The 20,021-nt window shown below is 49.2% G+C and carries 18 protein-coding genes; 4 read left to right on the top strand and 14 right to left on the bottom strand.

Going from position 1 to position 20,021, the window contains the following annotated elements; genetic code table 11:
• Positions 1 to 17: 17 nt before the first annotated feature.
• The 11 genes from ACI3EW_RS01215 to ACI3EW_RS01165 form a co-directional block, all read right to left on the bottom strand.
• Positions 18 to 968, bottom strand: a complete 951-nt coding sequence (locus ACI3EW_RS01215) for an ABC transporter permease (RefSeq protein ID WP_118298391.1) — start codon at positions 966 to 968, stop codon at positions 18 to 20.
• Between the two features lie 3 nt (positions 969 to 971).
• Entirely contained in the window at positions 972 to 2,018 is a 1,047-nt protein-coding gene (locus tag ACI3EW_RS01210) for an ABC transporter permease (protein ID WP_118321424.1), read from the bottom strand.
• Positions 2,011 to 3,567, bottom strand: coding sequence for an ABC transporter ATP-binding protein (locus ACI3EW_RS01205; RefSeq protein WP_405578722.1), 1,557 nt, complete (start codon positions 3,565 to 3,567; stop codon positions 2,011 to 2,013). The genes ACI3EW_RS01210 and ACI3EW_RS01205 overlap by 8 nt, the downstream gene beginning before the upstream one ends.
• Positions 3,568 to 3,795: 228 nt before the next feature.
• On the bottom strand, positions 3,796 to 4,968 hold the full coding sequence (locus ACI3EW_RS01200) for a BMP family ABC transporter substrate-binding protein (protein WP_118532619.1): 1,173 nt from the start codon (positions 4,966 to 4,968) through the stop codon (positions 3,796 to 3,798).
• A gap of 2 nt (positions 4,969 to 4,970) precedes the next feature.
• Positions 4,971 to 6,287 carry an amidohydrolase gene (locus ACI3EW_RS01195; protein ID WP_118298395.1) on the bottom strand — a complete coding sequence of 439 codons (1,317 nt, stop codon included), beginning with the start codon at positions 6,285 to 6,287 and terminating at the stop codon, positions 4,971 to 4,973.
• A gap of 246 nt (positions 6,288 to 6,533) precedes the next feature.
• Complete coding sequence (locus tag ACI3EW_RS01190; protein WP_182426840.1) at positions 6,534 to 6,761, bottom strand: IclR family transcriptional regulator domain-containing protein; 228 nt, start codon at positions 6,759 to 6,761, stop codon at positions 6,534 to 6,536.
• A 73-nt stretch (positions 6,762 to 6,834) separates the two neighbouring features.
• Positions 6,835 to 8,121 carry a TRAP transporter large permease gene (locus ACI3EW_RS01185; RefSeq protein WP_405578727.1) on the bottom strand — a complete coding sequence of 429 codons (1,287 nt, stop codon included), beginning with the start codon at positions 8,119 to 8,121 and terminating at the stop codon, positions 6,835 to 6,837.
• Positions 8,121 to 8,624: a TRAP transporter small permease gene (locus ACI3EW_RS01180; protein WP_243016028.1), complete on the bottom strand. Its 504-nt coding sequence runs from the start codon at positions 8,622 to 8,624 to the stop codon at positions 8,121 to 8,123. Before ACI3EW_RS01180 ends, ACI3EW_RS01185 begins: the two co-directional genes overlap by 1 nt.
• Before the next feature lie 111 nt (positions 8,625 to 8,735).
• Complete coding sequence (locus tag ACI3EW_RS01175; protein WP_405578731.1) at positions 8,736 to 9,824, bottom strand: C4-dicarboxylate TRAP transporter substrate-binding protein; 1,089 nt, start codon at positions 9,822 to 9,824, stop codon at positions 8,736 to 8,738.
• 45 nt (positions 9,825 to 9,869) lie between these two features.
• Entirely contained in the window at positions 9,870 to 10,889 is a 1,020-nt protein-coding gene (locus tag ACI3EW_RS01170) for an alcohol dehydrogenase catalytic domain-containing protein (RefSeq protein ID WP_215702581.1), read from the bottom strand.
• 13 nt (positions 10,890 to 10,902) lie between these two features.
• Positions 10,903 to 11,997, bottom strand: coding sequence for a mandelate racemase/muconate lactonizing enzyme family protein (locus tag ACI3EW_RS01165; RefSeq protein WP_118298400.1), 1,095 nt, complete (start codon positions 11,995 to 11,997; stop codon positions 10,903 to 10,905).
• A gap of 174 nt (positions 11,998 to 12,171) precedes the next feature.
• Between ACI3EW_RS01165 and ACI3EW_RS01160 the strand changes: the two genes are divergently transcribed.
• Complete coding sequence (locus ACI3EW_RS01160) at positions 12,172 to 12,807, top strand: GntR family transcriptional regulator (RefSeq protein ID WP_118298401.1); 636 nt, start codon at positions 12,172 to 12,174, stop codon at positions 12,805 to 12,807.
• Positions 12,808 to 12,909: 102 nt separating this feature from the next.
• Here the strand turns inward: ACI3EW_RS01160 and ACI3EW_RS01155 are convergent, their stop codons facing one another.
• Positions 12,910 to 13,572 carry an RraA family protein gene (locus ACI3EW_RS01155; protein WP_405578736.1) on the bottom strand — a complete coding sequence of 221 codons (663 nt, stop codon included), beginning with the start codon at positions 13,570 to 13,572 and terminating at the stop codon, positions 12,910 to 12,912.
• 188 nt (positions 13,573 to 13,760) lie between these two features.
• Between ACI3EW_RS01155 and ACI3EW_RS01150 the strand changes: the two genes are divergently transcribed.
• Both ACI3EW_RS01150 and ACI3EW_RS01145 read left to right on the top strand, forming a co-directional pair.
• The gene (locus ACI3EW_RS01150; RefSeq protein ID WP_118298403.1) at positions 13,761 to 14,876 is read left to right on the top strand and encodes an enolase C-terminal domain-like protein; all 1,116 of its coding nucleotides are present in this window, start codon (positions 13,761 to 13,763) and stop codon (positions 14,874 to 14,876) included.
• 48 nt (positions 14,877 to 14,924) lie between these two features.
• Positions 14,925 to 15,668 carry an SDR family NAD(P)-dependent oxidoreductase gene (locus ACI3EW_RS01145; protein WP_118298404.1) on the top strand — a complete coding sequence of 248 codons (744 nt, stop codon included), beginning with the start codon at positions 14,925 to 14,927 and terminating at the stop codon, positions 15,666 to 15,668.
• 110 nt (positions 15,669 to 15,778) lie between these two features.
• Here the strand turns inward: ACI3EW_RS01145 and ACI3EW_RS01140 are convergent, their stop codons facing one another.
• Positions 15,779 to 16,336 carry a biotin transporter BioY gene (locus tag ACI3EW_RS01140; RefSeq protein WP_118532689.1) on the bottom strand — a complete coding sequence of 186 codons (558 nt, stop codon included), beginning with the start codon at positions 16,334 to 16,336 and terminating at the stop codon, positions 15,779 to 15,781.
• A 441-nt stretch (positions 16,337 to 16,777) separates the two neighbouring features.
• On the opposite strand from ACI3EW_RS01140, the gene ACI3EW_RS01135 reads away from it, so the two are divergent.
• The gene (locus tag ACI3EW_RS01135; RefSeq protein WP_329752596.1) at positions 16,778 to 18,136 is read left to right on the top strand and encodes an MATE family efflux transporter; all 1,359 of its coding nucleotides are present in this window, start codon (positions 16,778 to 16,780) and stop codon (positions 18,134 to 18,136) included.
• Positions 18,137 to 18,259: 123 nt separating this feature from the next.
• On the opposite strand, the gene ACI3EW_RS01130 is transcribed toward ACI3EW_RS01135, so the two are convergent.
• Entirely contained in the window at positions 18,260 to 19,897 is a 1,638-nt protein-coding gene (locus ACI3EW_RS01130) for an ABC-F family ATP-binding cassette domain-containing protein (protein ID WP_118297534.1), read from the bottom strand.
• Between the last annotated feature and the right edge of the window lie 124 nt (positions 19,898 to 20,021).

Here is a 20,021-nt window from a genome sequence, read left to right as displayed (position 1 = left end):
TTCCTCTCCGGCCGGGATCACTTCCCAGCCGCAGCTTTCATCTGTTTCTTTTTCTTGTTATGTTCTACCATCGCGCAGTAGATCGTGTAGGCAATGATGATGATGAGATAAGGCATCATCTGGATAAACTGAAGCGGAATGGAAGAATTCTGCAGATAGTTCGCAAGGCTCTGGCAGAATCCGAACAGCAGGGATGCAAGCATTCCGATCACTGCATTTCCCGCCGCGATCGCCTGCGTCGCCAGTGCGATATAACCGCGTCCGGCAGTCATTCCGGATGAGAAAAGTCCTACATATCCCATGGACAGGAAGGCGCCCGCCATACCTGTCAGGATCCCGCTCAGGCAGAGTGCGATATATTTGATCCGCTTTACCGGAATGCCGACTGATTCCGCCGCATCCGGAGATTCCCCGACCGCACGGATATGCATACCGAGTCTTGTGTACTTAAACATATACCATACAACTGCCACTAAAACAAGTGCTGTGTATGTCAGGACATGATGTCCGGAAAGGACAGCACCGATCACCGGGATGTCTTTTACGACCGGGATCGTTAAACTCGGAAGTTTTAAAGATTCCAGGGATGTGGATGCGCCTTTTTCCCCCGTGATCAGATAGAGGACGAAGATCGTTCCTCCTGATGCAAACGTGTTTAATGCGATACCGGAAATGACCGCATTGGAGTTTAATTTCAGGATAAAGTAGGCGAGAATGTTGCTGACAACAAATCCTGCAAATACCGCCCCCAGGAATCCGATCCATGCGCTGTGGGAAAAGGCGCTGACGACAACGCCGACAAACGCGGAGATCAGCATCGTTCCTTCCAGTGCGATATTGCTTGTCCCCGATCTGGACGAGATCATCGCGCCAAGTGTTGTTAAGAGCACCGGCGTCGCGCTTCGGAACATCGCGAAGTAGAACTCCGGGAGACTTAATGTTTTTAAAATTTCCTGTAAAAGATTCATCTGTTACGCCTCCCCTTTCAGTGCTTTTTTCGCTTCTTCGCGCTGTTTCCATCCCGCCATGAACCGCTCTGCCGTTACAAACAGGATCAGAACGGCCTGGATGATCGAAACGAGCTCATTCTGTACATCAGAGCGGCGTGACATGAGGTCCGCACCGACACGGATGTATGCCAGGAAAAACGCGGCAAACGGGACCATTTTCGGATTGTTGCCGGACAGGATCGCGATGATGACACCGTCCCATGCGTAAGACGGGGAATCCTGCCAGTTGAAACGCTGGTACATTCCCATCTGCTCCACGGCACCGCCGAGACCGGCAACAGCACCTGCAATGATCTGGGTCATGATGATGACACGGCTTGTCCTGATCCCGGAATATTTTGCGAATTCCGGATTGCTTCCGGAGATGCGCACTTCATATCCGAATTTCGTCTTGTATACAAGAATGTATAAGGCGATCACGGCCGCGATCGCGATCAGGTATCCAACATGGAAATTTGTCCCCGGGATCAGCTTTCCGAGTGCTGCCGTCGCCTGATATTTCTTTGATGCAAAGGTTCCCGCCTCGCGGTCTGCCAGGAATTTTGTCACATTGTAAATCCCGAGATAGAAGAATACATAGTTGAACATCAGGGAAGTTACAAGTTCATTTGTGTGGAAATACACTTTCAAAAGAGCCGGGATGCTGCCGATCACTCCACCGACTGCCGCTGCCGCGATCATGATGACGATCGGGTGGACTGCAAACGGAAGAGATGTTTTGATGGCAAGCGCCGCGGTCACGACCGCGCCTGTATACAGACATGCATCCGCGATCATCGAGAAGTTTCCGGACTTAAAGACAAGTCCCAGCGCAAGTCCTGTAAAGATCAGCGGCACACTGCTCGCAAATACTTCAAAAAAGTGACGTTTCGACTGCAGCGGTCCCAAAAACAGGTTGTAGATCGCTGTCACCGGTTCTTCACTGACTGCGAAGATGACTGCCACAGACAGGGCAATGGCGATCCCGAATGCACAGAGCAGTCTTACGATGGTAAATTTCTTATTCACAGCAGGCACCTCCGATCTGCTCTTTGGAATCTTCTTTTACACCGAGCATGTAAAGACCAAGCTCGTTCTCCGATGTCTTCTTCACATCCGCGATATGTCCGACGATCCGGCCTTCATGCATGACGAGGATCGTGTCGCTCAGGGAAAGGATCTCGCTCAGATCCGCGGAGACGAGCAGGATCGCTTTCTTTCTGCTTCTCATGTCAACGATCTTTTTCCGGATGAACTCGATCGCACCGACATCGATTCCGCGCGTCGGCTGGTTCATGATCAGGAGATCCGGTTCATAGTCAAACTCACGGCCAACAACGACCTTCTGGACATTACCACCGGAAAGTTCCGCGATGGACTGTTTGGAATTATCGTATTTTACGAGGAATTCCTTTAAGATCCTGTTTGTAAACTCGCTGATCTTTTTGCTGTCGAGAAGTCCGTGTGTTTTTAATTTATCCGTATAGTAAACCTTTGAGATCGTGTTGTCCTCCAGGGAAAGTTTCGGAGCCGTTCCGAATTTCATACGGTCTTCTGAGACATGGGAGATTCCTGCTTCCTGACGGGCGAGTACCGAAGCATTAGAAATATCCTTTCCATTCATCGTGATCGTTCCCTGCTGCTGTTTTAAGGTTCCGACGATCGCCTCAACGAGCTCCGACTGTCCGTTTCCATCAATACCGGCAATTCCGAGGATCTGGCCCTCTTTGATGGAAAACGAGACATGATCCAGTCTCGTCTTTCCGAACTGGTCCACATAGACAAGATCTTTTACTGAAAAGACGGTTTTTCCAAACTCCATCTCCTCTTTTTCAATATCCAGGCTGACATCACGGCCGACCATCAGGCGGGAGATCTCCCTCTCATCAAGATCTGAGATCTCATACGTTCCCATGGTCTTTCCGTCCCTGAGGATCGTCATGCGGTTGCAGAGTGCCTTGACTTCATTTAGTTTGTGTGAGATGAAGATGATCGTGTGGCCATGTTCTCTTAAAAGTTTTAACTGTTCAAACAGTTCCTCTGTTTCCTGCGGTGTCAGCACAGCTGTCGGCTCATCCAGGATCAGGATATGCGCGCCCCGGTAGAGTGCCTTTAAGATCTCAAGTTTCTGGCGCATGGCAAGAGAAATGTCTTCGACCTTTTCTTTTGCCTCTACCTTCAGATTGTATTTGTCGGAAAGTTCTGTCGTGATCCGCACTGCTTCTTTCCTGTCTACTTTCAGTGCGGTTCCCGGCTCTGCACCGAGGATCAGGTTCTCCGCCACAGTCATGGACGGGACCTGCATAAAGTGCTGGTGTACCATGCCGAGTCCGGCCGCGATCGCATCGCTGGATGAAGAGAAGTGTACTTCTTTTCCATCCACAAAGATCTGGCCTTCCGTCGGTGCCAGCATACCAAACAGCATTTTCATCAAAGTTGACTTTCCTGCACCGTTCTCTCCGACCAGCGCATGGATCTCACCTTTTTTGATCTGCAGATTGACATTATGGTTTGCCACAACGCCGCCCGGGTATACTTTTGTGATATTCCGGGCCTCTAAAATGATCTCCTGCTCCATTCATTCTCCTCCAGGTAAAGCTCTTATCCGCCTGTATGTTCCGGCAGTTGTCCCACCGTTATGCATGATGATAAAAAGCAACATCTCCTGCGATCCGCGGACAGGGAAAGCGCCGGGCGGTCTGCTCCGGGATGACCCCGGGAACAGTATTTTCCGCCTGCTGCTTCATTTCTGCCTGATACAGGAGATGTGAACTAAACTATGGGTGCATGTCTCAGCTGTTTTCCTTTACTGTGCTCCGTTGATGATGCCTTTTAAGGTTGCCTCATCCATGCCGTAAGCGGAATCAACCTTGACCTCGCCGGAAAGCAGTTTCTCTTTTGCGTCCTCGACTGCCTTCTTTGCATCGTCAGATACAACAGACTGATAGATATCATTGTCAGCAAGACCTACAACGCCGTCCTCGATACCAAGGGTCTGATATTCACCATACGGAAGTGTTCCATCAACTGCCTTCTCAACTGCATTGTAGATGCTGTCGCCAACGCCCTTGATCGCGGAAGAGATGATGAAGTTTGCCTCGTCCTTGCCCTCGTAAGCAAGTGCCTGGTCGGAGTCAACACCGATGCAGTACTTCTTGCTTTCTGCAGCTGCCTCGATAACACCTACGGATGCCGGACCTGCTGCTACGAATACAACGTCAGCGCCGTTGGAGTACTGAGTGATCGCAAGCTCTTTTGCTGTTGCGGAGTCAACATAAGAACCAACGTAGGAAACAAGTACCTTCACATCCGGATCTACGAACTGAGCGCCCTCGATGAAGCCGACTGCAGAGTCGTTAATAACAGCTGCTGTATCCTTTGCACCTACGAAACCGATCACGTTGTCTTCGTTTGCGTATTCCATATCGGACTTTGTCGCACTTGCTGCAAGAACACCTGCAAGGAATGCGCCCTCGTTCTGCTTGTAGCTCATGGAGTATACGTTGCTTAAGTCGCCGATGGTGTAGTCAACATCTGTATCAAAGATGATGAACTTCTTCTCCGGGAACTCCTGAGCAACCTTCTCTGTGATCTCCTTCATATCCCAGAGACCTGTGATGATAAGGTCTGCATCGGACTCACAAGCGTCTAACATGGAACCTTCAAACTTTGTCTTGTCGCTGCCCATCTCGACCATGTTTACTTCAACCTTGTCGCCAAGCTCAGCCTCAAGCTTTTCCATGCCGGCCTGCGCGGAATCATTGAATGCCTTATCGCCGAAAGAACCGGTAACAAGAAGTGTCACTTTTAACTTCTCACCGTTTGTCTCTGCCTTTGCTGCCTCCGCAGTTGTTTCAGCAGCTGCAGTTGTCTCTCCTGCTGCGGCTGTTGTCTCAGTCTTGCTCTCGCTCGCGCATCCGAACAGCATGGAAGCTGCCAGTGCCATAGCCAGTGTGCTGCATACGATTTTCTTTCTCATAATTAGTTGTTCTCCTTTTCGTAAAACGTTGATTTATTCAAACTGTCCAGGGTCTCCAGATAGTTCTCCTTGTTCATTACCGGCTGGAATGCCTCTTTGATCTTCCATGCAGAAGCACCGCCGTCAGACAGCAGGTCGATCACGGTGTCCGCAAAATAATGTGCCGGAACACAATATGCCTGTTCAGGATCCACCGTCTTAAAATCTTTTCCGTGGATGCTGCCTTCAAATCCGGCAACTCCGATCTCGACGATCGGCCACATCAGTGACAGATCTCCCATATCACCGGAAGCAAATCCGTGGGTTCCCTGGGCGATCATGCTCTCATCGATGTAATCCAGAATATGTTTTTTCACAAGCGCTGTCAGGTTCTCGTCCTGATGAAGCGGGAAGTATCCCGGAGTATCCTGGATCTCCAGATCACAGTTGATCGCAAGTGCACCTGCGCGGATCGCACGCGTTACTTTCGCGTTCGTCTCGAAGATCGCCGGAACGGTTTTCGCCCGGACATACATTTCCAGCTGCGTTCTTGCCGGGATCGTGTTGACGGACTGTCCGCCTTCCGGAACGAAGAAATGGACACGGATCGCATCATCAGCGCGGAATGTCTCGCGCAGGAAGTTGATTCCGGTCATTGCGAGATTGACTGCATTTAATGCATTTACACCACCTTCCGGATTTGCGCCCGCATGCGCCGCCTTTCCAGTAAAGATCGCGCGTTTCATGATGAAACCGTTTAAGCTGGAGCCGATCTCCGCATGATATTTTGTCATGTCGATCCCCATTGCATGGCAGGAAAGCATGAGATCCACATCGTCGAACACGCCTGTGGCGATCATTTCCTGTTTTCCTGATGGGTGGGAGATCTTTCCCTCTCTGATCAGCTCTTTCCGGTAATCCATATCGCAGAATTCTTCTGCCGGCGTTACAAGAAGTGTAACCTTGCCGCAGAGATCTTTCAACATCCCTGATTCTTTGATCGCCAGGAATAAACTCATCATGACGCCGAGCTGACCGTAATGACCGCATGTGTGGGCGGCATAGCTGTCCTCGCTGGCATACGGATGTCCGAAAGTCGGAACTGCGTCAAATTCCGTGATCAGACCGATATTCGGACCCGGTTTTCCCGAATCCAGCACAGCGCGGATTCCCGTGTAAGCAACATCCTCATGCGGGATCCCTGCTTTATCCAGAGCCTCGATCGTTTTTTCTCTCGTTCTGAATTCCTTGAATCCAAGTTCCGGATGGCGGTAAATGTCCTCACTCATCGCGATGATCTCCGGAAGGATCCGGTCTAATGTTTCATGAACCTGTTTCATGGTCTTTTGTTTCCTCCTTCACTACACTTGCGGGATCTGCCCATCGACTGTCCCTTCCCGGACCAGTGCTCTGTTTTGTGTCTGCGGACCCCTCTGATCATTCATGATCTACTGGTATAGTGCAGAACTTATCATACATAGTTTTATAGGTAAATGTCAAGAATATTTCTTTTCCTGGTAAATAAAAAGTGGGCTGCCGCACATTTCATGCAGCAGCCCACTTGCCAACTGTATTCTCCGGTCTTTTTATCTCTGTCGCACTGACTTGGAGATCTGTTCCGCAAATTGTCGTAAAAGACAGATCCTTCTGACCAGTTCTCTCGTATTTCCATCTTTGATCGACACAAATGTCAGCGCTGCCATGATATCACCATAAAAATCAAAGATCGGGCATGCCGCTTCCTGCTTGTAGCTCTGCTCTTCGCAGTCAACGAGCGTATATCCCTGCCGGCGGATATGTTCCATCTCCTTCATATCCGGCTCCATATACTGATAAGCGCGGTCATGAAACCAGCGTGTTTTCTATCAGTTTTTATGATTTCTGCGCCTAATAAATGATGTTTACGAGTCCGGTCGAGCAAATCGGGATAAATGTAAGGATCAGAAGGCAGCCGAATAACAGTGCATAAAACGGAACGGCTTCCTTGATGAAATCCTTTGTGGAACACTTTGTAACACCGCAGGTTACAAACATTAATGTTCCCATCGGCGGTGTGAAAGCACCGATGGCGTTTGCGAAAATAAATACCATTGCGAAGTGAATCGGATCGATTCCGTATGCTGTCGCGGCCGGCGCAAATAACGGCACGAGAACGATCATGCTGGCATTTCCTTCTACGAACATGCCGACAAAGATCAGGAAGATATCAACAGCAACAAGGAAAATCCATTTATTATGGATCACAGAGATCATCCACTGGGTAAACATCTGCGGGATCATCTCTTTTGTGAGGATCCAGGAGAATGTAGACGCTGCGGCAACGATCAGCATGATGGATGATGTTGTCATAAGAGTCTCTTTTAAGCCCTGACGAATTTCATTCGGTCCCAACTCTCTGTAGCCTAATCCGAGGGCAGCTGCATATACGATTGCAACGGCACCAGCCTCTGTGGCCGTGAAGATGCCGAGACGAACGCCGCCGATGATGATGATCGGAAGGCATAACGGGAGAATTGCCGGTTTAAAGGACGTCCAGAACATGGATCCTGTCATTTTTTCCTTGCGAAGCGGAAGATATCCGCGCTTCTTGGAGATTTTTGATACCATGAACATCATGGTCGCACAGAGGAGAATTCCCGGTCCGAAACCTGCGATAAACAATTTACCGATGGACACGTTCGCAATACATCCATAAAGGATCAGTCCGATTCCCGGCGGAATCAGCGGTGTGATCATACTGGAGGCGGCGGTGACTACTGTGGAGAATGCGCGTCCGATTCCTTTTGCTTCCATCTCAGGGACAAGCATTTTAGCCTCCATCGCCGCATCTGCAAGCGCGGAACCGGAAAGTCCGCCCATCAATGTACTTAATAAGATATTTACCTGAGAAAGTCCACCGTACATTCTTCCGGTCAGTACGGAACAGAAGTCCATGATCCGTTTCGTAACACCCGTATAATTCATCAGAACACCGGCACATACGAAAAACGGAATTGCGAGAAGTGTCACGCTCTCAGATCCGGTGATTGCCTGCTGGGCAAATACCGCCGGATTGATGCCCGGGGTCATGACAAAGTAAATAACGGAAGCTCCAAGTACCGCTACAAAAACCGGGATCTTAAGAAATAACAGCGCAAGGAGAACAATTGCCATAATACCAACTGCTGAGTTCATTACTTCTCCTCCTTTCCGTCGCCTTTAAATAATTCTTTTAATTCATAATATTTCTGCTCCGTATAGCTGATCAGCATGAGCACGATGGAGACCGGCGCGATCGCGTAGATCGTAGAGTACGGAATCATCAGGATCGGGGTCTTTCTGCTTGTACGCAGCATAACAGCGATATAATTCTGGCTTCTGAAGAAGAAGTAGATCAGAACTGCGTATACAACAACAGGGATCAGAAGTTCCACGATTTTTCTCAGGCTCTTTGGCAATGCGTCTACAAGAATTTCAATTGCCACATGGCTCTTTGTACGGAACGCCGCCGGAGCCGCCAGGAATGTGATCCATACCATGCATGCCAGCTGGAGTTCTTCTTCCCAGGTAAACGGATTATTAAAGATGTAACGCATCAGTACGCCGAAAAAGGTCACACAGATCAGGACCAGGAGAACCAATGACGCTACAGCAACTTCGATTTTATCCAGGATATCCAGTATTTTCTTCATTGTCATTCCTCACCATCCTTCGATCATCCGGCAAATCATGTTTTCCGGATCTTTATAAAAGAAATCTCATGGAAGACTGAGACCGCCATGAGATTTCTTTCTGTCACATCCTGCAGTTTACTGGATTGCTGCCTTTACAGTATCATAAAGGCCATCGCTCCATCCAAACTGGGAACCTTTCTCATAGAAGGAAAGGCTTGCTTCTTTCCACTGCGCTCTCTCTTCGTCTGTAAGCTCTGTGAATGTTACGCCTGCATCTTCCAGTTTCTTTCTGTAGTCGTCGTTAGCTGCTTCCTGCTTCTCGTTATTGTAGAGACCAGCTTCTTCACATGTCTTGAATAACAGATCCTGCTGCTCCTGTGTTAAGGTGTTGAGGTAATCTGTTCCGATGCACCATGTTGTGAAGTTTAAGATATGTCCTGTCATAAGGATATTCTTTGTAACTTCCTGGAAGCTCTGTCCGTATAATGTGGAGAGCGGATTCTCAACGCCGTCAAGAGTACCGTTCTGTAATGCGGTGTAAACATCACCAAGTGCCATCGGTACTGCTGTAGCTCCTAATGCATTGAAGCCTTCTACATAGATCTGGCTGTTTGCAAGACGGATCTTTTTACCTTTGATGTCTGCCGGTACAACAGCTTTGTCTTTTGTCATTAACTCACGTTCTCCATAGACCCAGTTGGAACCAAGAACGGTGAGTCCTTTATCCGCAAGCTTGCTGCACTGCTCTTTGTACCAGTCGCTGTCGATCAGTTTCCAAACCTCATCCCAGTTATCGAAGAAGAACGGTCCATAGAGGATACCAAGATCCGGAACACCGTAATCAGCATAGAAAGCGCCGTCTGCGATCGTGATCACATTCTCACCCATGACCATCTGGTCGATCAGTTTACTCTTGTTTCCGAGTGCGCTGTTTGCGAATACTTTGAGTTCCATGGTGCCATTGCTCTCTTCTTTTAAGAGCTCTGCCCATTTTTCAACAGCCTGTCCGATCGGCTCCTCGGTCGTGTTCTCAAAACCGATGTTGATCGTTACAACGTCTCCGGATGCTGCCGCTGCGGTCGTCTCTTCTGCCTTGGACTCCTCAGCTGCTTTTGTCTCTGCCGGTGCTGCGGTTGTGCTCGTTGATGCGCTGCTGCCACATGCGCTCAGGACCATGGATGCACACATTACTGCTGATACGGCTGCCATTGCTCTTTTCTTCATAAGTTTTTTCCTCCCATAAATAAAATACATTTTTACAGTTTCTGTTTAAAACTCGAATTCAGCTTTTACGATTTCCCCATAATTTTTATCGAGATCTTCAAATGCTTCTTCCGCATGATCTGCGGAATATGTTCTGGAAATCAGTTTTGTAAGATCCACAAATCCTTCGCGGACAAGTTTTAATACTGCCCGGAAATCGTCTGAGGTTGCACCTCTGGATCCATACATATTCAATTCTTTTCTCTGAACTTCCAGGAAATTGAAATCCGCATTTTTCTTCGCGACACCGATCACAACCATCTTTCCGCGGCTGGCAACTGCCTTCACACAAGCTAAGAATGTTGCCGGGGCGCCAACAGCTTCCACCGTTGCGTCGAATCCGTCTCCTCCTGTAACCGTCCCGATAAATTCCGTCAGTTTTTCCGGGCTGTCATTGACAAATCCGCCGTCCAGCCCGAAATCATTGACTGCTTTTTTTACCTTTTCTTCGGCAATATCCGTGATATAAGCTTTCGCTCCGAAACTTTTTGCCGCAACACCGGCCAGGATCCCGATCGCTCCCGCGCCAAAGATCAGCACCTTGTCCCCCGGTTTTAATTCCGCTCTGGACACACCGTGGTAACTGATACAGAATGGCTCAACGAGCGCCAGCTCCTTCGGATCGATCCCTGCGCCGTCAAACAGCCGCTCGACCGGCATCGTGAAGTAGTCGCTGAAAGCTCCTTCCCTCTGGACACCCATCGTCTCGTTGTGGATGCAGGCATTCACATAACCGCGCCGGCAGGAATAACAGGTCCCGCAGTTGAAATACGGGTTTCCCGTCACCAGCATTCCTTTTTTGATCCCATATGGATTCTCGCCGACTTCCACAACCTCGGCAGCGAATTCATGTCCGATCGTACGCGGATAGCTGACATATGCGGACTGGCCGCGGTAGGAAGCCAGGTCACTTCCGCAGATCCCTCCGCAGACCATTTTCAGTAATGCCTCTCCCTGTTTTGGAACCGGAATTTCTCTTTCGGCTGTCACAGCCTTCCACGGTTCCGGAAGAACGATTGCTCTCATTTCAGATCACTCCTTATTTTACCTCTGTCATGAACTCATGCAGGAAGCGGAAGCCCCAGCCTTCACCTTCACGCGGACGGGCAAAACCATTGTCGATGACCATCGGATTATCGATGATCGCATCGATCCAGTCAAAGCTCTCTGCGCCATACGGATTTGCAACTGTGCAGAGAAGCGGTACATCATAGTCTTTATAGTAGTGAGGAAGTACCGGAATATTGTAAGCGTTTGCAAGTGCCGCGCTGTCTCTCCATGCTTCAACACCGCCGAGACGGATCAGATCCGGCTGCCAGAGATCAAGGGCACGTCTTCCGATCAGTTCGCGGAGAGCAACTGTGGAGTACTCTCTCTCACCCATTGCAAGGCTGACCTTTGTCTTTGAGTGGATCGTTGCATATCCTTCAAAGTCTGTATTAACGACCGGCTCCTCAAACCAGAAAATTCCGAGATGTTCTACATTGCTGATCAGTTTAACGGCTGACGGAACGTCCATACCCTGGTTCGCATCCATCATGATCTTCATATTCGGACCGGTTGCCTCTCTTACAAGGTTTAATCTGCGGATATCACGCTCCATATCCGGACTTCCGACTTTGATCTTGACTGCTGTAAATCCACGTTTCTGATAGTTTACGACCTCATCAACAAGTTCCTCGTCCGTGTAGCTGATCCATCCGCCGCTTCCGTATACCGGGATCGGTTTTCTGTGGCATCCAAACATCCGGTAGATCGGCTGTCCCATGGTTCTTGCCCATGCATCCCACATTGCTACGTTTAAAGTTGCCAGTGCCCATCTCTGAAGTCCGACGATTCCGAAATACTCACTTTCGATCTCGTAATCCTTCTGGACCTGTGCGGTCTCATATACATGATAATCTTTCGCGAGTACGAAATTCTTCATATCTTTTAAGGCGCCTTCAATTGCGTTCGGGCTGTAATGGAAGCTTAAAAGATATCCCTGACCGATCACTCCGCCCTTTGTCTCAACCTCAAGAACGTAAAACGCGATCTTGCTGATATCATGAGTGGAATCTGCGATCGGATGGCTCAGTTTGCTGACAGCCTGGTAGATTCGTATATCTTTGATATATGTCTCATTTTCATTCATTTTCCCTGTTCCTCCCGTTATTATTTTGTCTTTGTTTTTGCCATGTGATATATCTATTATCATATTACACTATTTTGTGATATATTTCAATGGATTTCTGTGAATTTTCACTTGCAATTTGTCACAAAATTATATATGCTTGTTACAGCATATTTACCAAAAAGGAGGAGAACAATGGCAGAAGCATTGACAAATCAGGCATATGAATATCTCTATCGCAAGATTGTATCCTGTGAATACCTGCCGGGACAGGAACTTAATGAAAAGCAGCTTCTGGAAGAGACATCCTTTGGAAGAACGCCACTCCGCGAGGCGCTGCTCATGCTGCAGGCAGAGAATCTGATCGACATTTTCCCGCGCAAGGGAATGCGGATCACTCCTTTTACCGAAAAAAGTATCGACGATCTCTATCAGACACGTAAGCTGATCGAGCCGACTGTCTGTAGGAAATATATCTCCATGTACTCCAAGAGCAGGCTTTTAGAATATCTGAAGCAGTTTGAAAAGGCGGCCGCCGGTCCGGATTATGATGAATTTCAGATCGATACCTCTTTTCATTCCTATCTGGTCGATATCACCGGGAACGAGATCCTGATCAACCTGTATCAGTCTGTGATGATCCAGCAGATGCGTCTCGCCGTCTACGCCGCATTGAAGGATGACCAGAACCGTGTTGACAACCTTGAACAGCACCGCGCCATTATCGATGCGCTTTTAAGGGAGAACGAAGATGCCGTCCAGGACGCGATCATCCTGCACATCAACCACTCCCTGATCAAATCACTGAAAATGATGGAAAACGATAACTGACAATAAAACCAAAAGGCTGCCGTGATCCCCTATCGGATTATCCGATTCCGGATCACGGCAGCCCGTCTTTTTTGTCTTCGTTTTTAATATTCGTCCGCTTTATTACAGGATGCCAAATACTTTAAACGCTTCCGTCGCGCTCATCCCGCCTTCGATCGCACTGCGGACTTTTTTCTCACCCGCTGCTTTTTCAAACGCCTTCTCGATACATTCTTTTTCCACTTCTTTCGGAATGATCAGCACACCGTCCATATCTCCGAACACAATGTCACCATCGTGGATCGTAACCTGGCCGATCTCGATCGTGCAGCGGAAGTCCACCACATTCGTTCTGATCGAAGAGTCCTGTGCCCAGCGTCCCCTTGCAAATACCGGGAAATTCTGTGCAAGGACCTGCGGAGTGTCACGTGTATATCCGTCAAGAACTGCTCCCACAACTCCGCGTGTCCTGGCTGTCGCCGTGAGAAGTTCTCCCCAGAGAGCACTGTTTCCCGCTCCCGTCGCTATATAGATCTCATCTTCCTTCAGCTGGTCAAGTGCTTCTGTCAGAAGTCCAAACGGCTTTTTCTGTGCTTCATAGACATTATGTTCCAGGATCGTACACGCTCTCCCGGCCAGTTTCATGTCATCTTTTAACGGCATGATCTCCGGAGGCAGGAACTGGTGATTATATCCCATGGTATCAAGGATGTCTCCTACGACCGGAGTATAGAGTTTTTCTTTCATAAGCTTAAAGAGTTCTTTGTCGTCGTTCCACTTGCTCATTGTGCACTTTCTCCTTTATTTTCTATATTATATTTGTATTATAGTGCAATATGTGATATAATTCAATCATCAAATTTGGTATTGTGATATATCTATGTTGTGTAATTGTGACATTCTGCGCTGAAAACTTCCGGAATGGAGTTTTTATCTTACAGTGCAGAGACTTTATTCATTTCAGGAGAATCATTATGATCATTACAAAGTTCGAGACATGGTGGGTAACCCGCGATAAATGTCTCTTCGACGAAAAACGCCAGGGCGGCGCCAAAATGGGTTGGGATGTTTTCGCGATCCGGCTGACCGCAGATGACGGAACCGAAGGGATCGCAACCTGTATGGCTGCCCGCAGCGGCGGTGTAACCGAAAGTTATCTCCACGACAGTATCGCTCCGATCTTGCTCGGACGTGATCCGCACGATCATGAGGCGATCTTTTATGAGTTGTGGAATGTTGACCGTCATGAAGCATTTTTTCCCGTATTTCTTCCGGGTCCGGTGGATGTCGCACTTTGGGATATGTGTGCAAAAGCAGCCGGTCTTCCGCTTTATAAATATATCGGCGCTTACCGCACAAAGCTTCCGGTATATGCCAGCGGAAATTTCCACGCCACTGTGCAGGAATATGTCGACGAAGCACTTTATTATAAGAGCAAAGGGATTTTAGGATACAAGGCACATCCGGGCGGACCGGTCGAATTTGACATGAAAGTCCACGAAGCTGTCCGGGAAGCCGTTGGTCCGGATTATACGCTCATGAGTGACCCGGTCGGCGAGTATACGCTGGACGATGCCATCCGTGTCGCAAGACAGCTGGAGCGGCTTGGATATGAATGGTTTGAGGAGCCGTTCCGCGATTTCGAACTTTACAAATACACCGAACTCTGCAAGACTGTAGACATCCCGATCGCCGCTACAGAGACGACCAGAGGCTGTCATTGGGGCGTTGCGCAGAGTGTGGCACAGCATGCAGCCGATATCGTCCGCGCAGATGTAAGCTGGAAGGACGGCGTCACAGGGACTTTAAAGATCGCTCACATGGCAGACAGCTTCGGATTAAACTGTGAGATCCACACAACGACCATGAATTACATGGATCTTGCAAACGTGCATGTAAGCTGCAGCATCCGGAACTGTAAATATTTCGAGTACTTTGTCCCGGAAGATAACTACAGACTTCCCATGAAAGGTGATCTGCCGATCCGCGACGGATATATCTATGTACCTGACAAACCTGGTGTCGGAGCCGAGCTCGACTGGGATCTGATCAACGAAAACTGTCACAGCTATCGCTGCCAGAGCTTATAACTACAGATCTTCGATCTGTTTTATGATTTTGAGGAGGCATATATCATCATGAAAGAATTTGAGGGACGCACCGGTATCGTTACCGGCGGAAGCAGCGGGATCGGATACGCGATCGCAAATGTACTGGCCGAAAACGGGGCAACCGTATATGTGATCAGCCGTACCGGAAAGGAAAAAGAAGGTCTTGCGCCGTCTGCTCCCGGCGTGATCCATGTAAAGGGAGATGTCACGGATTATGATGCAATGAAAAAGCTGATCGGAGAGATCGCAGGAAAATCCGGTCTCGATTTTCTCGTAAACAATGCCGGGATCACCAAAAAGGCACGCGCGGAAGTTTTCCCGATGGATGACTTTAAAAAGATCCTGGATGTGGACGTGACAAGTCTGTTCGCATTGAGCCAGATCTGCTACCCGTATTTAAAAGAGAGCAAACATAAAGGACGCATCATCAATATCAGCAGCATGGCCGCGCATCTCGGCTTCACCGAAGTCGTTCCGTACTGCGTCAGCAAATCTGCGGTCTGCGGTCTGACACGCGGGCTCGCCATCGAGTGGGCAAACGACAACATCTGTGTCAACAGCATCGCGCCGGGCTGGTTCCCGAGTGAGATGAACAAGCAGGTCATGACTCCAGAAAGAAAAGCCGCGATCCTCGCAAGAATGCCGGTTCATGCGTTCGGCGATACCAGGGATCTCGGTGCAATGGCTAAGTTCCTGATCAGCGATGGTGCCACCTACATCACCGGGCAGGATTTCGCGGTTGATGGAGGCGCACTGGCTTACGGATATTGATCCGGTTTTGTCCGGATCGGAGCTTCCGCGAATTTCCCCGGTCATCAAAAAGTCCGCAGCATAAAAATTGCTGCGGACTTTTTTAGATGTATATGAGTTTTATGAAATACCTACATGAATCTGGATACTGCCTTGCGGATCTGCGGTCCTGCGATGATCGCGATGATGATCTTTGCGGTATCGCCCGGAAGATACGGGATCACGCCGACTCCGAGTCCTGCGACAAAGCTCATTCCAAGCTGGCCTGCAAGCCATGCCGTACCAAACGCGTAGCAGACTGCCATACCGAGGATCATGCCGATCACATGCATATAGATCTTTGTCGGGAACTTCTCAACGAAGAAGCCGACGATCGCTGCAAGGAAGATAAAACCGATGAGATATCCGCCGGTCGGTCCGAGAAGCTTGCCGACACCGCCGGAAAATCCGGAGAATACCGGAAGTCCTACGGTTCCCAGGAGCAGATATAAGACATAGCTCGCTACGGAAAGCTTTGTTCCAAGAATATATGCCATAAAGAAGATCACCAGGTTTGTCAGACTGATCGGTACCGGGCTTACCGGGATCGGAAGTGCCATCGGGGCAAGAATACAGGTGATCGCTGTCATCAGCGCTGTCACCGTCATCTGTGCAGTTGACATGTGGTGTTTTGCTGCTGTGTTTTCCATTTTTATTTTCCTCCCAACATCCATCGTTTCCGCTGCCGTGATCTGAACTGTGGATCTTCTGGATTCTGCATTCCGGCATATGTATCTCAAGATGGAATTGTTATGATTGACTCTTCCCATATCATACGCATGTTTCGTCCATTTGTCAACTTGTTTTTGTTTTATAGTTTACATTTCTTTGTCCCATTGTTGACAAATGCCGCCGAATCCAGATCCTTCTTCCCGGAAAAAAGTAATTTACAATCTTCTTTCATTCCATTTACCGCTTCCGGAAATCGTGCTATACTCTATGGGCTGTGATCCTGAAAAAGATCATGTTCCGACACATTCAGAGGTCTTTTACAGCCACATGCAGCTGATCTCAGCCTGCACTGATCAGGATCACACCAGATCTTACACACATCCTGTTTTCGACCTGGAGTAAATCATCAGGAGGTAATTATGGCAGCAGAAAATGATCTCGGCCGTGACAATATAAAAAAACTTGTGATCCGCATCGCGGTCCCCAGTATGCTGGCGCAGTTTGTCAGCGTTCTTTACAGCATCGTTGACCGCATGTATATCGGAAACATCCCTGTTTCCGGCGATATGGCGCTCGCCGGGGCCGGTGTCTGCGGTCCCGTTGTGACGATGATCGGCTCCGTCGCATTTCTCGTCGGGATCGGCGGTGCCCCGCTTATGAGCATGAAGATGGGACAAGGCGATAACAAGGCCGCCGAACGGATCCTCGCCAACTGTTTTTTAATGCTCGCGCTGTGTTCTGTCCTCATGGTCGCCTGTATCTACCCGATCCGGATCCCGATGCTGCGGTATTTCGGTGCGAGCGACACCACACTGCCCTACGCAAACGCGTACTTTACGATCTATCTGACAGGGACCGTATTCGCGCTCATGTCAACCGGCATGAATCAGTTTATCATCTGTCAGGGATTTGCGAAAACCGGTATGTACTCCGTCATCATCGGTGCGGTGTTAAATATTGTCCTGGATCCTGTATTTATCTTCGGTTTTCACATGGGTGTCTCCGGCGCCGCGACGGCAACAGTCCTCTCCCAGACGGCAAGCTGCGCCTTCGTGCTGAAAACGCTCTTCGGAAAGACTGTGCCGGTACGCATCACTTTCGGCGGTTATGACTGGCGGCTGATACGCAGGATCCTGACGATCGGCTTCACCCCATTCATCATCATCGCGATGGACAATGTCATGATCATCACGATGAACGCGATCCTTCAGAAATACGGCGGTGCGGCACGCGGCGATCTTCTCATCACCTGCGCGACGATCGCGCAGAGCTTCATGCTGGTCGTCACTATGCCTCTCGGGGGCATCACGAGCGGAACCCAGGCGGTCCTCGCTTACAATTTCGGAGCAGGAAACACCGACCGCGTAAAAGGTGCCCAGAAATATATCTTTATCTTGGCAGCGGCGTACACCACCTTGCTGTTTATCCTCGCACGCACCGTCGGCGGCCTGTTCGTCCGTCTCTTTACATCCGATCCGACGGTTGCCGCTGAGGCGCTCCGGGCGATCCGGATCTTCACGCTGGCGATCATCCCGCTGGCGTTCCAGTATGAGATCGTCGACGGTTTCACCGGGCTCGGTCAGGTACAGGTCGCTCTGCCGCTCTCATTCTTCCGAAAGGGCTTATATTTCGTCTCCCTGTTCCTGCTGCCTGCAATGTTCGGCGCGGAAGCGGCATTCTTTGCAGAACCGGTCTCCGATATCGCCGGACCGGTCGTATCGGCCATCGTATATATCGTTTCAATGAAGGGGATCCTGGCAAAAGCCGGGGAAAACTGATTTGATCAAAAAAGCACAGGCTCTGTAGATTCCTTAGTTTAATCCATGGAATCCACAGAACCTGTGCTCTTTTTTATTTTTACACGCTGCTGATTTTTATAGCAGATCAGTCAGGCCGCAAGATCAGTCATCATTCTCTTCGCTCTCAGTAAGAGTATATGTGAATCTCTTTCTCGCCATCTCATCGCTCTCAAGGTACTCGTCGTAGGTTGTGATCTTATCGATCAGCTGTCCGTTGACGATCTCCATGATACGGTTTGCAGTTGTCTCTACAACCTGGTGGTCACGGGAGGAGAAGATGATCACACCCGGGAACTTCTTCATTCCGTTGTTCAACGCAGTGATGGACTCCATGTCGAGATGGTCAGTCGGCTCATCGAACATCAGCACGTTCGCGCCGGAGATCATCATCTTGGAGAGCATACAGCGCACTTTCTCACCACCGGAGAGAACTTTTACCTTCTTCACACCGTCTTCACCGGCAAACAGCATTCTTCCGAGGAATCCGCGGACATAAGTAACATCCTTTTCCGGGGAATACTGGGTCAGCCAGTCTACGATCGTATCATCGTTGTTGAACTCGGCGCTGTTGTCCTTCGGGAAGTACGCCTGAGTCGTTGTGAGACCCCATTTGTAGCTTCCGGAATCCGGCTCCATCTCGCCTGCAAGGATCTTGAAGAGTGTTGTCTTCGCGATCTCGTTCGGGCCTACAAGTGCAACTTTATCTTCTCTTCCGAGTGTAAAGGAGATGTTGTCGAGAACCTTTACACCGTCGATCGTCTTTGTAAGTCCTTCAACAGAAAGCACTTCATTACCGATCTCACGCGCCGGGCGGAAGTCGATATACGGGTATTTTCTGCTGGACGGACGGATCTCATCGAGCTCGATCTTCTCTAAGGCACGTTTTCTGGATGTCGCCTGCTTGGACTTGGAAGCGTTCGCGGAGAATCTCTGGATGAACTCCTGTAACTCTTTGATCTTCTCCTCTTTCTTTCTGTTTGCTTCCTTCATCTGCTTGATCATTAACTGGCTGGACTCGAACCAGAAGTCGTAGTTTCCGGCATAGAGCTGAATCTTGCCGTAGTCGATATCAGCGATCTGTGTGCAGACCTTGTTTAAGAAGTAACGGTCATGGGATACAACGATGACCGTGTTCTCGAAGTTGATCAGGAACTCCTCGAGCCATGCGATCGCATCGAGATCCAGGTGGTTGGTCGGCTCGTCGAGGAGCAGGATATCCGGGTTGCCGAATAACGCCTGTGCGAGGAGAACCTTGACCTTCTGCGCGCCGAGGAGGTCTTTCATCATTTTGTAGTGGAGCTCTGTCTCAATTCCGAGACCGTTTAAGAGGTTCTCAGCGTCAGACTCTGCTTCCCACCCGTTCATTGTTGCGAACTCGCCCTCAAGTTCTGCTGCCTTGATCCCGTCCTCATCAGTGAACTCTTCTTTTGCGTAGATCGCGTCTTTTTCCTTCATGATATCGTAGAGGCGCTTGTTGCCCATGATAACGGTATCAAGAACTGTATATTCGTCGTATTTAAAGTGGTCCTGCTGTAAGAAAGAAAGACGCTGGCCCGGAGTGATCACAACCTCACCGTTTGTCGGTTCGAGCTGACCGGATAAGATCTTTAAGAATGTGGACTTTCCGGCACCGTTGGCACCGATGAGACCGTAGCAGTTTCCTTCTGTAAATTTAATGTTTACGTCTTCAAATAAAGCTTTTTTGCCGACACGGAGTGTCACATTATTTGCACTAATCATTTTCTAAATCTCCTTTTGACTGACAAGGGGTACCTGTGAAATACTTACGGATCCACGTACAATGTGGATCATAACACAAAATGCGCCTTAGCGCATCCCGCGCCGGGCACAAACACTCTGCCGC

The sequence above is a fragment of the Pilosibacter rotomagensis genome (genome assembly GCF_045062245.2).
GTDB lineage: Bacteria > Bacillota > Clostridia > Lachnospirales > Lachnospiraceae > Pilosibacter.
Note: the sequence above shows the minus strand (reverse complement) of the source record. Positions and strands in the feature narration are given on the sequence as shown.

Bases quoted from the DNA above. Each gene is read 5' to 3' on its own strand.
- ACI3EW_RS01175 (WP_405578731.1), bottom strand. From the start codon at position 9,824: ATGAAGAAAAGAGCAATGGCAGCCGTATCAGCAGTAATGTGTGCATCC.
- ACI3EW_RS01160 (WP_118298401.1), top strand. From the start codon at position 12,172: ATGGCAGAAGCATTGACAAATCAGGCATATGAATATCTCTATCGCAAG.
- ACI3EW_RS01155 (WP_405578736.1), bottom strand. From the start codon at position 13,572: ATGAGCAAGTGGAACGACGACAAAGAACTCTTTAAGCTTATGAAAGAA.
- ACI3EW_RS01170 (WP_215702581.1), bottom strand. From the start codon at position 10,889: ATGAGAGCAATCGTTCTTCCGGAACCGTGGAAGGCTGTGACAGCCGAA.
- ACI3EW_RS01180 (WP_243016028.1), bottom strand. From the start codon at position 8,624: ATGACAATGAAGAAAATACTGGATATCCTGGATAAAATCGAAGTTGCT.
- ACI3EW_RS01145 (WP_118298404.1), top strand. From the start codon at position 14,925: ATGAAAGAATTTGAGGGACGCACCGGTATCGTTACCGGCGGAAGCAGC.
- ACI3EW_RS01195 (WP_118298395.1), bottom strand. From the start codon at position 6,287: ATGAAACAGGTTCATGAAACATTAGACCGGATCCTTCCGGAGATCATC.
- ACI3EW_RS01165 (WP_118298400.1), bottom strand. From the start codon at position 11,997: ATGAATGAAAATGAGACATATATCAAAGATATACGAATCTACCAGGCT.
- ACI3EW_RS01205 (WP_405578722.1), bottom strand. From the start codon at position 3,567: ATGGAGCAGGAGATCATTTTAGAGGCCCGGAATATCACAAAAGTATAC.
- ACI3EW_RS01200 (WP_118532619.1), bottom strand. From the start codon at position 4,968: ATGAGAAAGAAAATCGTATGCAGCACACTGGCTATGGCACTGGCAGCT.
- ACI3EW_RS01150 (WP_118298403.1), top strand. From the start codon at position 13,761: ATGATCATTACAAAGTTCGAGACATGGTGGGTAACCCGCGATAAATGT.
- ACI3EW_RS01140 (WP_118532689.1), bottom strand. From the start codon at position 16,336: ATGGAAAACACAGCAGCAAAACACCACATGTCAACTGCACAGATGACG.
- ACI3EW_RS01190 (WP_182426840.1), bottom strand. From the start codon at position 6,761: ATGAAGGAGATGGAACATATCCGCCGGCAGGGATATACGCTCGTTGAC.
- ACI3EW_RS01130 (WP_118297534.1), bottom strand. From the start codon at position 19,897: ATGATTAGTGCAAATAATGTGACACTCCGTGTCGGCAAAAAAGCTTTA.
- ACI3EW_RS01215 (WP_118298391.1), bottom strand. From the start codon at position 968: ATGAATCTTTTACAGGAAATTTTAAAAACATTAAGTCTCCCGGAGTTC.
- ACI3EW_RS01135 (WP_329752596.1), top strand. From the start codon at position 16,778: ATGGCAGCAGAAAATGATCTCGGCCGTGACAATATAAAAAAACTTGTG.
- ACI3EW_RS01185 (WP_405578727.1), bottom strand. From the start codon at position 8,121: ATGAACTCAGCAGTTGGTATTATGGCAATTGTTCTCCTTGCGCTGTTA.